14 protein-coding genes are annotated in these 14071 nt (G+C 61.6%); 2 read left to right on the plus strand and 12 right to left on the minus strand.

The genetic code is table 11. From position 1 onward, the window contains the following. Positions 1–20 precede the first annotated feature (20 nt). Entirely contained in the window at positions 21–1697 is a 1677-nt protein-coding gene (locus tag BS626_RS10820; RefSeq protein ID WP_075182417.1) for an AsmA family protein, read from the minus strand. A gap of 142 nt (positions 1698–1839) precedes the next feature. After that, on the minus strand, positions 1840–3225 hold the full coding sequence (locus BS626_RS10825) for a uracil-xanthine permease family protein (RefSeq protein ID WP_075182418.1): 1386 nt from the start codon (positions 3223–3225) through the stop codon (positions 1840–1842). 186 nt (positions 3226–3411) lie between these two features. On the opposite strand from BS626_RS10825, the gene BS626_RS10830 reads away from it, so the two are divergent. Further along, on the plus strand, positions 3412–4668 hold the full coding sequence (locus tag BS626_RS10830) for a DUF3748 domain-containing protein (protein ID WP_075182419.1): 1257 nt from the start codon (positions 3412–3414) through the stop codon (positions 4666–4668). Here BS626_RS10830 and BS626_RS10835 read toward each other — a convergent pair. Beyond that, positions 4649–5017 (minus strand): YceK/YidQ family lipoprotein, encoded by a 369-nt coding sequence (locus tag BS626_RS10835; RefSeq protein WP_075182420.1) that lies wholly within the window; start codon positions 5015–5017, stop codon positions 4649–4651. The genes BS626_RS10830 and BS626_RS10835 overlap by 20 nt on opposite strands. Positions 5018–5309: 292 nt before the next feature. On the opposite strand from BS626_RS10835, the gene ibpA reads away from it, so the two are divergent. Then, on the plus strand, positions 5310–5726 hold the full coding sequence (ibpA, locus tag BS626_RS10840; RefSeq protein WP_075182421.1) for a small heat shock chaperone IbpA: 417 nt from the start codon (positions 5310–5312) through the stop codon (positions 5724–5726). A gap of 62 nt (positions 5727–5788) precedes the next feature. Here ibpA and BS626_RS10845 read toward each other — a convergent pair whose 3' ends face one another. From BS626_RS10845 to BS626_RS10885, 9 genes are all read right to left on the minus strand, one after another. After that, entirely contained in the window at positions 5789–6046 is a 258-nt protein-coding gene (locus tag BS626_RS10845; RefSeq protein WP_075182422.1) for a DUF2534 family protein, read from the minus strand. Then, positions 6036–7307 (minus strand): valine--pyruvate transaminase, encoded by a 1272-nt coding sequence (locus BS626_RS10850; protein WP_075182423.1) that lies wholly within the window; start codon positions 7305–7307, stop codon positions 6036–6038. Before BS626_RS10850 ends, BS626_RS10845 begins: the two co-directional genes overlap by 11 nt. Before the next feature lie 106 nt (positions 7308–7413). After that, positions 7414–8388, minus strand: a complete 975-nt coding sequence (ghrB, locus tag BS626_RS10855; RefSeq protein ID WP_075182424.1) for a glyoxylate/hydroxypyruvate reductase GhrB — start codon at positions 8386–8388, stop codon at positions 7414–7416. 59 nt (positions 8389–8447) lie between these two features. Next, positions 8448–9731, minus strand: coding sequence for an MFS transporter (locus tag BS626_RS10860; RefSeq protein ID WP_075182425.1), 1284 nt, complete (start codon positions 9729–9731; stop codon positions 8448–8450). Between the two features lie 61 nt (positions 9732–9792). Then, positions 9793–10731 (minus strand): sugar kinase, encoded by a 939-nt coding sequence (locus BS626_RS10865; RefSeq protein ID WP_075182426.1) that lies wholly within the window; start codon positions 10729–10731, stop codon positions 9793–9795. After that, positions 10728–11486, minus strand: coding sequence for a sugar phosphate isomerase/epimerase (locus tag BS626_RS10870; protein ID WP_075182427.1), 759 nt, complete (start codon positions 11484–11486; stop codon positions 10728–10730). Before BS626_RS10870 ends, BS626_RS10865 begins: the two co-directional genes overlap by 4 nt. Positions 11487–11598: 112 nt before the next feature. Beyond that, the gene (locus BS626_RS10875) at positions 11599–12642 is read right to left on the minus strand and encodes a LacI family DNA-binding transcriptional regulator (RefSeq protein ID WP_075182428.1); all 1044 of its coding nucleotides are present in this window, start codon (positions 12640–12642) and stop codon (positions 11599–11601) included. A gap of 91 nt (positions 12643–12733) precedes the next feature. Next, positions 12734–13393 (minus strand): OmpA family lipoprotein, encoded by a 660-nt coding sequence (locus tag BS626_RS10880; protein ID WP_075182429.1) that lies wholly within the window; start codon positions 13391–13393, stop codon positions 12734–12736. 101 nt (positions 13394–13494) lie between these two features. After that, a complete protein-coding gene (locus tag BS626_RS10885) occupies positions 13495–14058 on the minus strand; it encodes a DNA-3-methyladenine glycosylase I (RefSeq protein ID WP_075182430.1) in 564 nt (187 codons plus the stop codon). Positions 14059–14071 lie beyond the last annotated feature (13 nt).

Consider the following 14071-nt stretch of genomic DNA (forward strand, 5'->3'; position numbering starts at 1 on the left):
AGGACGGCGCTGCGCGTCCGTTACGGTACGACCTTACCGCCGACCATCCGCTGCTGCAGAGTGCGGCTCTCCGTGGTGACCGTCAGCTCTCCCCTCACCGACGGGGCCAGCGGGGCGCCGGCGGCGAGGTTTGCGCGCAGCGTTAACGCCAGATTAGCGTCGCCCGGCAGCGGCAGCGGCGGCCATCCCCAGTTCTGCAAGACATTCACTGGCACCGCTTTGCCGCTGAGCGTTAACACGGTGCTGCGCGCCGGCAGCTGCTCAATCGTCCCGCTGGCCTCTAACAGGCCGCGGCCGGTAAAGGCGCTGAGTTCGCGTAAGGCGATTTGTTGATCGTCAGCCTGCAGGGTCAGCGACGGATGGCGCACATCGACCCGATTAAAGGTGGCGGCAGCAGCGTTCAGCGATAGCGTTCCCTGCCAAATTCCCCACTGCTGCTGGCGCACCAGCTGCAGCGCGCGGCCGCTGCCGTCCAGCGTGGTAATCTGCCACGGCCACTCCGGCGTGATGTCGATAATCAGGTTGTGGTTAGCGGTCAGCTTATTGACGATCACGCTGTGTAGCCAGCCGGGCAGCGGCGCCTGCCAGCGCTGCCGCCAGTCGGCGGGCAGCGTATATTCCAGCCCGGCGACCACCAGTTCATTCAGAGCCAGCTGATGATCTTCCCGCGTCCAGCGTCCCTCGGTGCGCAGCAGGCCGTTGGCAAACCGGGTGCTCAGGGCGCGGATATCAATGCCCTGTGGGCTAAAGCTCAGCTCGGCCAGCGGATCGTTCAGCGCCAGGCCGCCGTAAATCAGGCTGCTGGCGCTGAGCGACAGGCTACCATCGTCGCTCTGCCAGTCACCCTGGCGCAGGGTCATATTCGCCAGGGCCAGATTCAGATCGGTGACGGCCCAGTCCGGTCCCTGCAGGCGACTGTCGGTGAGAGAAAGACGATCGATGCGCAGCGATGGCTGCTGCAGGAGCGGGTAGAGAAAATCCGTCAGCGTGCGTTCGCTCTGCAGGCGCAGATGGTTCAGACGCAGATTACTGATGTGCCAGTTACCCGCCGCGTCGCGCCGCCCGTTTCCGCTCAGCGAACCGCGAGCGAGATCGGCACCAAGGTTGGCAATCGTCAGACCCTGACGATCGTAATGCCCCTCAATCAGCACATCGCGTCCCGCCATCCCGTTCAGCGTCAGCGCGCCGGCGCTAAACTGAAACGCCGCCTGTTCGCCGAGTGGATCTCCCGCCCGCGGCTGCCAGGGAATCAGCCCACCGCTAACCTGACGTGCCGATACCGGTAGCGCCCGGGCAGGATCCTCAATGGCCATCTCGCGCAGCTGCAGGCGATCGGCGGCGATCGGCAGCGCCGGGGCGGTGGCATTCAGGCGCAGGCTGCCACGCTCCAGCAGCAGGCTGCTTAGGTGGCGCGGATGGAAAAACTGCCGCAGGCTCAGGCCGACGGTGACTTTTTCCGCCTCCAGCAGAGGCGGCGATCCGGCATGGGTAATACGCACCTGCGTCAGTATCAGATGTGAGGGGGAGCTCAGGTCGTGCTTCAGTCTACCAAGCGAAATTTGCCAGCCGCGCTCTTCACTCAGCGTACGGCCGATCCAGTCGGCGCCCCACCGCGTTTGTGCCGCTATCCAGGCGGCGATCGTCACGCACGCCAGCAAAAGCAGCAGGGTCAGTAAGAGTGTACCGGCACGTTTCATCGATCCGTTCCCGTCTGTTGGATAAGGTGAAGAGATTGCCTGCGGACACGCAGCCTATTACACCGGTGAGCCCGGGCAGGCCCCCGGTGGTGTGGTCCGCCGCTGGGCTGGCGGACCGATTTAAGCATGGCACAGGCTGGCGTTATTTTTCCTGTGGAAAGAGCATATTCAGCACAATTGCCGTGATCCCGCCGGCGGCAATGCCGGAGGAGAACAAAATTTTCAGCCAGTCCGGAGCAAACTGCAGAATCAGTGGCTGTTGCGATACGCCCAGTCCGGCGGCCAGCGACAGAGCAATGATCATGATCGCCCGCCGGTTCAGCGGCTCGCGCGACACAATGCGCACGCCGGAGGCGGCGATGGTGCCAAACATCACGATAGTGGCGCCGCCCAGTACCGGCTCCGGAATGTGCTGCACAAATCCGCTGACCGCGGGAAACAGCCCAAGCAGGATCAGCATCAGCGCCACCGCAAAGCCCACATAGCGGCTGGCCACGCCGGTCAGCTGAATCACGCCATTATTCTGACCAAAGCAGGAGTTGGGGAAAGTGTTAAAGAAGGCCGAGACGCAGGAGTTAAGGCCGTTGGCCAGCACGCCGCCTTTCAGGCGCTTCATATACAGCGGCCCCTTCACCGGCTGCTCTGACACATCAGAGGTCGCAGTGATGTCGCCAATGGTCTCCAGCGAGGTGATCATAAAAATCAGCACCAGCGGTAGCAGCAGATGCCAGTCAAAGCCGAGCCCGTAATACAGCGGAGTGGGAATGCTGATCAGCGCGCTGTCAGCGGCTGGCGGACGCGTCGGTAGCATATCCAGCGCCCACGCCAGCAGATAGCCAATCGCCATGGCAATCACCAGCGAGGCGATGCGCAGCCACGGATTTTTCTGACGGTTCAGCAAAATAATCACCAGCAGCACCGCACCGGCCAGCAGCAAATTCTTCGGCGCACCAAAGGTGTGATCGTTCAGGGCCGCATAGCCGCCGCCAATTGAAGTCAGTCCAACCTGAATCAGTGACAGACCGATGATCATCACTACGATGCCGGACACCAGCGGGGTAATAATGCGCCGCGCCAGGTGCAGCACCCGTGACAGCAGCATTTCGGTACAGGATGCGACCATCAGGGTCCCAAACAGCGCCGCCATCATCGTCGGCACGTCCGCCCCGCCGTTTTTCAGTGCCAGGCCGCCCATGATCAGCGGAGAGACGAAGTTGAAGCTGGTGCCCTGAATCGACAGCAGGCCAGAGCCCACCGGTCCCCAGGTCTTAATCTGCAGGATCGACGCCACGCCGGATGCAAACAGCGACATGCTAATAATGTGCTGGGTATCGGCGGCCGGCAGGCCCAGCGCCTGACAGATCAGCAGTGCGGGCGTAATCACCGCAACAAACATCGCCAGCAGGTGCTGACCGGCGGCAAACAGGGTTTGCGGCAGCGGCGGACGATCCTCAAGACGATAAATCAGTTCACTCTGGCGGCGGTCGGCGGATGTCTCCGCTTCCGGTGCGGGGGTAGTTACGGACATGCGTATGGTATCCCTGACGGCAAAGTGGCGATTTTAATGCCTGCTCAGACAAAAGCAAACGTTTGCATGGTAAGGGTCAGCGAAAATCCGCGGCAGGCGCGGCGTGAGCGTCAGAGAAGCGTTGCCGTAGCCTGATCCGCCGGGGAAAAAATACGGTACCCTGTCGCTACACTCAGGAGAGACGCGATGACCGAAAAACAGCATACCTTTGCCCCCCGGCACCATCAGCTTACCAACATCAACGTCTGGACAGCGGACAGCCGCTGGCTGGCCTTCGACGTGCGCCCATCCGGGGCCTCCTTCACCGGCCTGACTATAGAGCGAGTAAACGTAAACAGCGGTGAGGTTGAGGTCCTGTATCATGCCCGTGACGGCGCTCACGTCGGGGTGGTGACCGTAAGCCCCGACTGTCCGCCGCGCTACGTCTTTATCCACGGGCCGGAGCATCCTGACGCCGGCTGGCAGTATGATTTTCATCACCGGCGCGGCGTGATCGTTAGCGAAGGGCGCGCGCGCAATATGGATGCCTGCGATATTACCCCGCCGGGAACGCCTGGGGCGCTTCGCGGCGGCACGCACGTTCACGTCTTCAGTCAGGACGGTAGCCGTCTGAGCTATACCTATAACGATCACCTGATGCACGCGTGGGATCCCCGGCAAGACCGGCGTAACGTTGGCGTGGCGGTACCGCTGCACCCGGTCACCCCGCCGAAGCGGCATCCGCGGGAATATGACGGCGACTATTTTTGCGTGCTGGTCAGCGACACTTGTGACCAGCCGCCGGCGGGCAGCGATGCCATCTCCCGCGCCTGTGAAGAGGGATGGATCGGGGAGTCAGGCTATCTGCGCGAGGACGGCAGCCGGCAGCGCTGGGCGCTGGCTTTTATTGGCGACACCCGCGACGCGCACGGTGCAGTGCATCCCGAGGTGTTTATTGTCGATCTGCCGGAGGCGCTGGCCGACTACGCGCGGGCGGGCGAGCGGCCGCTGACGGGCACGGCGACCAGCCTGCCGGCGCCGCCGGCCGGGGTGGTACAGCGCCGGCTCACCCGAACCGCGCAGGGCGTGGCGCGGCAGCCAAGGCACTGGCTGCGTAGCTCACCCGATGGCGAACAGATCGCGTTTCTGATGCACGATGCGCAGGGGAGGGTACAGCTGTGGACGGTGTCGCCGCGCGGCGGTGAACCGCAGCAGCTCACCCAATCAGACAGCGATATTCAGTCGGCCTTCAGTTGGCATCCGGACGGCTCCGCACTGGCGTTTATCTGCGATAACAGCGTGATGCAGTGCGACAGCCGCAGCGGCGCGTGCATTCGCCTGACGGAAAGAACCGCGCTGCCGCCCTGCGCCGATGCGGTGGTCTTTTCCCCCGACGGCCGGTGGATTGCCTATATGCGCGAAGTGGCCGGTTTTCGCCAGCTGTTTACGGTTGCGGCGCGTTAACGGCAACCGTTGAAGGGCCACCAAGCAGGGCATCTGTGTGATTGGCCTGTTCGCTGCGTTTTACCCGCTCACGCGGAGAGTCAATGCCGCGATCGTCATCCGAGCGGGCGTAGTCCCACGGCAGCAGCAGGGTATCCAGTACGGCGGAGAACGGCAAATCGATCAGGGCCAGTGGCTTCAGCGCCCAGCTGGTCTGGTTATCCGCGAGGATCTCCGCGCTGGCACGGGTGCCGGGATAGTAGCCCTGATAGGGGCCGGAGTGCGACATCATGCTGGAACAGCCGTTCAGCGTGGTCAGTGCGAAGGTGGTCAGTAATCCGGTCAGACCCAACTTTATCATTACTCTCATCCTGTATCCCTTCCGGCAGTGCCTGCTCATTGTGGCCCGCACGTCATTGCGGCGGCGGCCACTCTGCGGGTGGCTCGCGCCTGATTAGACTCAGTCCTTGCTGAGTGTAGCCTTTTGAGCCTTTTTCGCAGCAAAAATTCCCTGCCCGCTCTTGAAAGCCATCGCTCAGCCCCTATTTTATTGTCAGGATCACAGAAAATGTATGCCATCAGGGTGCATTAACGCGATCTTACCGGCCCGTCCGCATGGAGGGCCATGCCAGACCACTTGCTGATCATCAGGAGTTAGTAACATGAGAAATTTTGACCTTGCACCACTGTATCGCTCTTCCATTGGTTTTGATCGCCTGATCAACCTGCTGGAATCGAACCAGAATCAAAGCAACGGCGGTTATCCTCCCTACAACGTGGAGCTGACCGGCGATAACCAGTACCGGATAACGATCGCGGTTGCGGGCTTCTCGCAGGACGAGCTGGACATCACCGCGCATGACAATTTGCTGAGCGTACGCGGCGCGCACAGAGAGGAGCCGAAGGCGCGGAATTACCTTTATCAGGGCATTGCTGAGCGTAACTTCGAGCGGAAATTCCAGCTTGCCGAGCACATTCAGGTGCGTGACGCCCGTCTGGAAAACGGCCTGCTGTTTATTGATATGGTGCGACTGGTGCCGGAAGAAGCCAAACCCCGCCGTATTGAAATCATGAAGTGATTGCGTGGGCGCGGCGGCGCCTGAAAAAAACGGGAGAGTGCCGCAGGGCCTCTCCCGTTTGACTATTTGGCGTCGCTGCCGCCCAGGAACCAGTAGCCGAGCGGTACCGAGAGCAGCACGGTAAATACCAGGCTGTAGATGCTGATCATAAAGGCCTGCATCATGTACATTTCGGTATCCCACTGCGAGAGTGGGATGTTGTACTGCTCGATCACACCACCGATCATTGCCCGGGTCATAATCACGGCCATCACAATAAATACGGCCAGTACCGCCAGCATGAATTTCTTGCCGCTGCGGGTTTTCAGTTTAGCTAACATGTTGATGTTCCCTGTTCTGCTGCTCAATCAGCGCCAGTTCTTCCGCCAGAATGCGGACTCCCTGCTCTATTTTACGCGCATCCGGTACATAATTCATCCGCATACACTGATGCGTATGTGGCCATTCCTGCGGCAGCCCGGGGAAAAAGAAGTGGCCAGGCACCATCAGCACCCCGCGCTGTTTTAACCGCTGATACAGCACTTCGGTCGTTACCTGCAGATCGTTAAACCACAGCCAGAGAAAAATCGCCCCCTCAGGTTTATGAATCAGGCAGCGCTCGGCGGGTAAATAGCGGCGAATAATGGCGATGGTTTCCTGCACGCGCTGCTGATAGAACGGGCGAATGACTTCATCGGACAGGCGCAGCAGATCCCCACGATCAATCATCTCTTTGGCGATCGCCGGGCCAATGCTGCCCGGCGCCAGGCTGATAATGCCGTTCATATTGCCAATGGCGGCAATCACCGCTTCGTCGGCGATGATGATCCCGCAGCGGGAGCCGGGCAGGCCAAGCTTCGACAGGCTCATGCATAAAATGATGTTCGGATTCCACAGCGGTCGCGCATCGCTAAAGATAATGCCCGGGAACGGCACGCCGTAGGCGTTGTCGATCACCAGCGGCACGTCGTGCTGCTGTGCCAGGGCGTCCAGCTGCAGCAGCTCCTCATCGGTAATGACGTTGCCTGTGGGATTCGTGGGGCGCGATACGCAAATCATCCCGGTGTCGTCGCCAATATGCAGGTTGTCGAAATCGACGTGATACTTAAACTGGCCTTCCGGCAGCATCTCAATACTGGGGCGCGCTGAAACAAACAGATCCTCATCGAGCCCGGCGTCGGCATAGCCGAGGTACTCGGGAGCCAGTGGAAACAGCACGCGCTTTTTACTGCCGTCGGCGCGGCGTCCGGCGTACAGGTTAAACAGATAGAAAAAGGCGCTCTGGCTGCCGTTCGTCAGCGCGATATTGTGAGCGGTCAGCGGCCAGCCGAACTGCTCGCGTAGCATCGTCGCCAGCGCGTCGCGCAGGGTAGTTTTTCCCTGCGGGCCGTCATAATTGCTCAGCGCCTCGGCGAGTACGCCATCGCGATGCATCTGCCCAAGCAGCCGATCAAAATAGTCATTCATGGCGGGAATCTGGGCCGGATTGCCGCCGCCCAGCATCACGGCACCCGGTGTGCGCAGTCCCTGATTCATATCTTCCATCAGGCGGGCGATGCCTGTATGGCGCGTAAATTTGTCACCGAATACAGAAAAGCTCATAGCGTCATTATCGTGTTTGTGGCAGGTGGAGGGTCACGATAACGCCGGGGCTGTGCCGATGCAAGGACGGGCGGAGGCCCCGCCGCGTTCGGGCGGGGCGCGGGAATTAGCCCAGGGCCTGCGGGTTGACGCAGTTTTTGTCGACTTCACCGCGCAGGGCGGCAATCAGATTATCCACCGCGTCGCGCGCCATAGCGTAGCGGGTTTCATGGGTTGCCGAGCCAATGTGCGGCAGCGCTACCACGTTAGGCAGCGACAGCAGCGGCGACTGCGGATCCAGCGGCTCCTGCTCAAACACGTCCAGTCCGGCGGCGTGCAGGCGGCCCTCCTGCAGTGCGGCAATCAGCGCCGCCTCGTCCACCACCGGCCCGCGTCCGGCGTTAATCAGCACCGCGCTGCGCGGCATTTTCGCCAGCTGCTCTGCACCGATCAGGTGGTGCGTGTCGGCCGTCAGCGGCAGGCTGATGCAGAGAAAATCGGACTCGCGCAGCAGCGTATCGAGGTCGCAATAGCGTGCGTCAAAGCGCGATTCCGCCTCCGGATGCGGCTTACGCGCGTGATACAGAATCGGCATACCAAAGCCGGCATGGGCGCGGCGGGCCAGCGCCAGACCAATGCGCCCCATTCCAAGGATGCCCATTTTTTTATGATGAACGTCGATGCCAAACCAGTCCGGGCCGATGCTGCGGGTCCACTCACCGGCCTTCACCCGTTCGGCCACTTCGGTCACGCGCCGCGCGGTGGTCAGCACCAGTGCCATCATCGTATCGGCGACCGTTTCAGTCAGCACCGTTGGCGTGTGCATCAGTACCACCCCGCGCTGATTAAGCGCGCTGACGTCAAAGTTATCGTAGCCGACTGACACGGTTGACGCGACGCGCAGCCGCGGCGTATGACGCAGAAAGTCCGCATCCACCTTACCGCCGGAGCCGATGATTCCTTCCGCCTCGGCCAGCGCATCGGCGTGGCGGCGGATATTCTCCGGCGTCAGTCCGGCAAATTCGGTGATCCGACAGTGGGCAGCAAGACGCTGACGCAGATCGTCGGGCAGGGATTTATAGAGGACAATGGCAGGTTTCATGGGCAGTTTCCTGTGAACAGCGCGGGGAGTCGATAGCGGACTCCCCGCAAAACGAGGCATCAGGCGTGGCGGGCATCCGGCTGGACCGGCGCCACGCGCGTATTATGGGTGGGCTTAACAATAATCGTTAGCCCGACGGAGGCCAGCAGCGCGGCCGCCATAAAAATATAGGACGCGCTGGGGCTGCCGGTCGCACCGTTAAGGTAGCCCACCAGCCAGGAGCCGACAAAGGAACCGAGGGCCCCCATGCTGTTGATCAGCGCCATGGCGCCACCGGCGACGTTGCGCGGCAGCATCTCCGGAATAATGGCGAAGAAGGGGCCGTACGGGGCATACATCGCCGCACCGGCAATCACCAGCAGGGTATAGGAGAACCAGAAGTTGCTGGTACCGACGAGGAATGATCCGATAAAGGCCAGCGCGCCGATCAGCAGCAGCGGCCAGACGAACAGCTTACGGTTGCGCGTCTTGTCGGACAGCCAGGAGACGATCAGCATCGTTACGGTGGCCGCCAGGTAAGGTACCGCCGACAGCCAGCCGGCCTGCACCATCCCCATCTCCATACCGCCGCGCAGAATCGACGGCAGCCACAATACAAAACCGTACACGCCGATGCTCCAGGCAAAATATTGCGCACACAGCAGGATAACGTTGCGTGATTTAAACGCCTCGCGATAGTTACGTACCGCTTTGATCCCCTGCTGCTCTTTTTCCAGCTGCGCCTGCAGCGCAGCTTTTTCCGCCTCGCTCAGCCAGCCCGCCTGCGCCGGTTTATCCGACACCATAAACCACCAGGCCACCGCCCAAATCACCGCCGGAAAGCCCTCAATGATGAACATTTCGCGCCAGCCGTAGCTCTCGATCAGATAGCCGGAGACCACCGACATCCACAGCACGGTGACCGGATTGCCAAGGATCAGAAACGTATTGGCGCGCGACCGTTCCGATTGAGTAAACCAGTTACTGATATAGATCAGCATCGCCGGCATGACGGCGGCTTCCACCACCCCCAACATAAAACGGATTGCCGCCAGGGCCGGGATATTGCTGACGATGCCGGTCAGGGTCGCGCAGCCGCCCCACAGGATCAGACACCAGAAAATCAGTTTTTTTACGCTGCGGCGTTCGGCGTACAGGGCCCCGGGAATTTGAAAAAAGAAGTAGCCGAGGAAAAAAAGTGCCCCCAACAGCGAGGAGACGCCTTTGGTTATCCCCAGATCCTCATTGATTCCTGCCGCCGAGGCGAAGCTGAAATTGGCACGATCGAGGTACGCCAGGCTGTACGTGATAAACACGATTGGCATGATGTACCACCAGCGTTTTGCAGCAAGCGTCGTTTTCATGATGTTCTCCAGCAAGCGGCATACGATACCGCGGTGAGGGTACGGTTTCTTTTGTTATGGTTTACTGTGCATCGAGCTGCGCGCGGGTGGGCAAGCCTTCGCTGTCGCCAATGACCTGAATCGCCAGCGATCCGATGGTGTTTCCGCGCGCGACGGCCTGCGGCAGCGGCAGGCCTTCTAACAAACCGCTGATCACGCCGACGGCGAAACCGTCACCGGCACCGACGGTATCCACAACGTTCTCCACCCGCACCGCCGCCACCTGGCCTTTCTCGCCGTCGCGGGTTTTAAACCAGGCGCCGTCGCTGCCGGTTTTGACGATCACTGCGCTGACGCCGCGATCGAGATAAAAGTCGGCGATGGCCTCCGGCTGCGTAAAGCCGGTCAGAATATGTCCCTCACCGATCCCGGGCAGCACCCAGTCGGCGCAGGCGGCGAGCAGGTTAATTTGCCGCACCATCACCGCTTCGCTGGGCCACAGCACCGGGCGCAGGTTGGGATCGAAAGAGAGGGTCTTGCCGGCGGCTTTCATCGCCCTGGCGGCGGTATGCTGCAGGGCCAGCGCGCTATCTGACAGCGCGGCCGCCACCCCGCTCAGGTGCAGGTGTCGGGCGCCGGTCACGTACTCAGCGACAAAATCATCGGGGGAGAGGTGGCTGGCCGCTGAGCCTTTCCGGAAATACTCCACGCTGGGATCGCTGCCGTCGCTGACCGCCGATTTCAGCTGAAATCCGGTTGGATAGCGGCTATCGGTCGTCACACAGCGGGCGTCAATGTGCTCCTGCGCCAGGGTCTGACGAACAAAACGGCCGAAGCTGTCGTTACCGACGCGGCTGATCCAGCCGACGTTCAGGCCCAGCCGCGCGAGGCCAATGGCCACGTTCAGCTCGGCGCCGGCCGCGCGTTTGACGAAGGAGTCGGCCGCGGCCAGATCGCCGGTTTCACGGGCGACAAACATCGCCATTGCCTCACCGATAGTGACGACATCCAGTGCATTCATGACGGAGACTCCTCGCGCAGCAGGCGGACATAATGTTGGGTGACGGCCACCAGATCGTCACCCTGCAGGGGAAATTCAATACCGCGCGGCGCGTCGGCCGGCAGGCGTTGCAGCGTATCGCGCCACAGATCATCCGCGTCATCCAGCGCTACGGCGCACCAGCCATCGCGGCGGCGAGCAGCGGCTTTAACGTGGATGTAGCGTACCCGGGCGGCAAGACTGTCGGCCGCGCGGCGGGGATCGTCGCCCACCCACAGCCAGTTTGCCATATCAAACGTCAGCCCCGCGGTTAGCGGCTGTTCACCCTGGTGGTGGCGCCACAGCGCCATGGCCTGCAGGCGGCCATTGGCGGTTTGATCATTCTCGACCAATAGCGTCACGGCGCGCTGGCTGAAGTGGGCAAGTAGCGGCCGACAGTCGCTGTCGGCGCGGTAGCCACCGAGGGCAAATTTGATTTGGCGGGCGCCCAGCTGCTCCGCCTCGTCAAGATAGCGGGTGAGCTGCGGGGTAAGGTGGCCGGCTTCGGTGAACAGCGGCTCCGGCACGGAGTAGACGCAGCGTAGCCCCTCTGTTGCGATGCGCTGCCCGAGAAGGGTCAGCTGAGTCTCCTCCCCGGCGCGCAGCAGTTCGCGTCGAATCTCGACGCCGTCCGCGCCGGCAGCGGCGATGATGGGCAGCACGGCGGCCTGGCCGCCGAGCGTATTCACCTGCTGGTAGCCGTAGGCGGCAGTGACTACAATGATGTCGCGTTTCATTCGCGCCTCCGGGCGTTGGGATGCGGTGTCTCTTTTTCACGCTAAATGGAACCGGTTCCAAAGAGAAGCCGCACGTGCCGGATTTATGATCGCGCTCACGGAGCGGGCAGATTTAGCCGTCGAGATTGTCCGAAAAGCCGGGACGGGTGGAGCCGCGAACGATCAGCTCGCCGGCAAACGCCTGTTCGCGCACCGGGCCGTGGTCACCGTTAATACGCCGGATAACCTGCTCCAGCGCGGCGTAGCCAATCTGGCGGGTCGGCTGCTTCAGGGTGGTGATCCCCACGCCGGCCAGTTCGGCCCAGTCCAGCTCATCAAAGCCCAGCAGACCGAGATCGCGGCCCCAGTCGAGCCCCTGACGGCGCAGGGCGCGTGCGACCTGCAGCGTCATCGCGCCGTTGACCACTAATACCGCCCGCCGCCGATGGGCATGGCGCTGGCAAAAGGTCATCAGCGCCTCGTCCAGCGCCGCGGAGTGACCATGGGGGACTTCGCAGTGTTCGGCATGCAGGCCGCTAACCGGCGCGGCGGCGGCGTGGAAAGCCTCCACGCGCTCCAGTCGGGTATTGACCAGCCCCAGCGGCTCGCTGACGAACAGCAGCGCATCGTAACCCTGATCGATCAGGTGGCGGGTCGCCAGGCTGGCGGCCTGCTGGTTATCCAGCCCCACCATGTCGCAGGCAAAATCGGGAATTTTACGATCAATCAGCACCATCGGCAGCAGCGACTGCTGCAGGCGCTGCAGAGCCTCTTCCCGCATCCCCACCGCGTTGACCACGATGCCTTCGACCTGATAACTGCTCAGCAGCGACAGATAGTGGCGCTCCTGATCCACTTCATTGTTGGTGTTACAGACCAGCAGCGTGAAGCCCAGCGTACGGCACGCGGCTTCAATCCCGCAGAGGATCTCCACCGAGTAGGGGTTGGTGATGTCGGCGATAATCAGGCCGATCAGCCTTGTGCGTCCACGCTTCAGACCGCGCGCCATCTGGCTGGGGCGATAGTCCAGTTCGGCGATCGCCTGCTCAATACGCGCGCGCAGCGCCGGGGAGAGCACGTTAAATTCGCCGTTCAGGTAGCGCGAGACGCTGGTTTTTCCGGTGTTGGCGGCCCTGGCGACGTCGCTGATGGTGGGTTTGGCGGACGAACGGTTCATAACGTTTCCCTGAGGCACAAGTAAGCAGAGACTATCACAGCGGATCAATCGGTGGGAGAGGCGGGCCGACCGGCCCGCCTGCAGCGCGCGCTTACAGCGGCGAGAGGGTAATTTCTACCCGGCGGTTTTGCGCTTTACCGTCTTCGGTGGCATTAGAAGCGATCGGATTCGCCGGACCCATGCCGCCGGTGCGGATGCGGTTAGCCGCCACGCCCTGGGTGATCAGTGCGCTGGCCACGCCATCGGCGCGCTGTTGCGACAGACGCTGGTTCAGCGCCTGGCCGCCGGTGCTGTCGGTGTAGCCCAGCACGTTAACGGCGGTTTTCGGATACTCTTTCAGTACCATTGCCACACCGGTCAGAGTGTTAGCACCGGCCGGCTTCAGCGTGCTGCTGCTGCTATCAAATGTGACGTTATTGGGCATGTTCAGCACGATATTATCGCCCTGGCGGGTAACGCTAACGCCGGTGCCTTTCATTTTGTCGCGCAGTTTCGCTTCCTGCACATCCATGTAGTAGCCTGCACCGCCGCCCAGAGCCGCGCCCGCCGCGGCGCCGATCAGGGCACCCTTGCCGCGATCTTTCTTCGAGGAGGAGAGCACGCCGACGCCGGCACCCAGTGCGGCGCCGAGGCCGGCACCAATGCCCGATTTGCCCGCTTCGGATTCACCGGTATAGGGGTTGGTGGTACAGCCGGACAGGGCCAGCGTGCCACACAGCGCCAGCGAGAGCCAAACAAACGATTTTTTCATGGTGAGTCTCCTTTTCATGCCCATTAGCGGCGTTTTTATCGCAGTATGCCGCGTAAATGTGGAGAAACCAGGTAGATCACTCTGAAAAAGGTCAGTTTGCCTTATTTTTGCTCACCGGGATGACAAAAACAGTCGGTCGTGTGGTCATTCACCAGCCCGCAGGCTTGCATAAAGGCGTAGCAGATGGTCGGTCCGACAAAGCGAAAGCCGCGCTTTTTCAGCGCCTTCGACATCGCCTCCGAGGCCGGTGTGATTGCCGGTACTGCGGCCAGGCTGGCAAAGTGATTCACCTGCTGCTGGTGGTCGACGAATTGCCAGATAAACGACACAAACGGCTCGCCGGCGGCCTCCATGGCCAACAGCGCTCTGGCGTTGCCGATAATGGCGCTGAGCTTACCGCGATGGCGAATCAGGCGGTCGTCGGTGAGCCGCTGCGCCAGCGCGCGCTCATCCAGTGTGGCAACCTGCTCCGGAGCGAACTGAAAGAACGCTTCGCGGTAGGCCGCGCGCTTTTTCAGCACGGTGATCCATGACAGACCTGCCTGTTGTCCCTCCAGGCACAGCATTTCAAACAGCCGCTGGCGGTCGGTCAGAGGGCGGCCCCACTCTTCGTCATGATAATGCTGATACAGGGGATCGGGAGTGACCCAGCCACAACGCTGCATAGTTGCTTCCTTG

Source organism: Pantoea sp. 1.19 (assembly GCF_001922585.1).
Lineage (GTDB): Bacteria > Pseudomonadota > Gammaproteobacteria > Enterobacterales > Enterobacteriaceae > 1-19.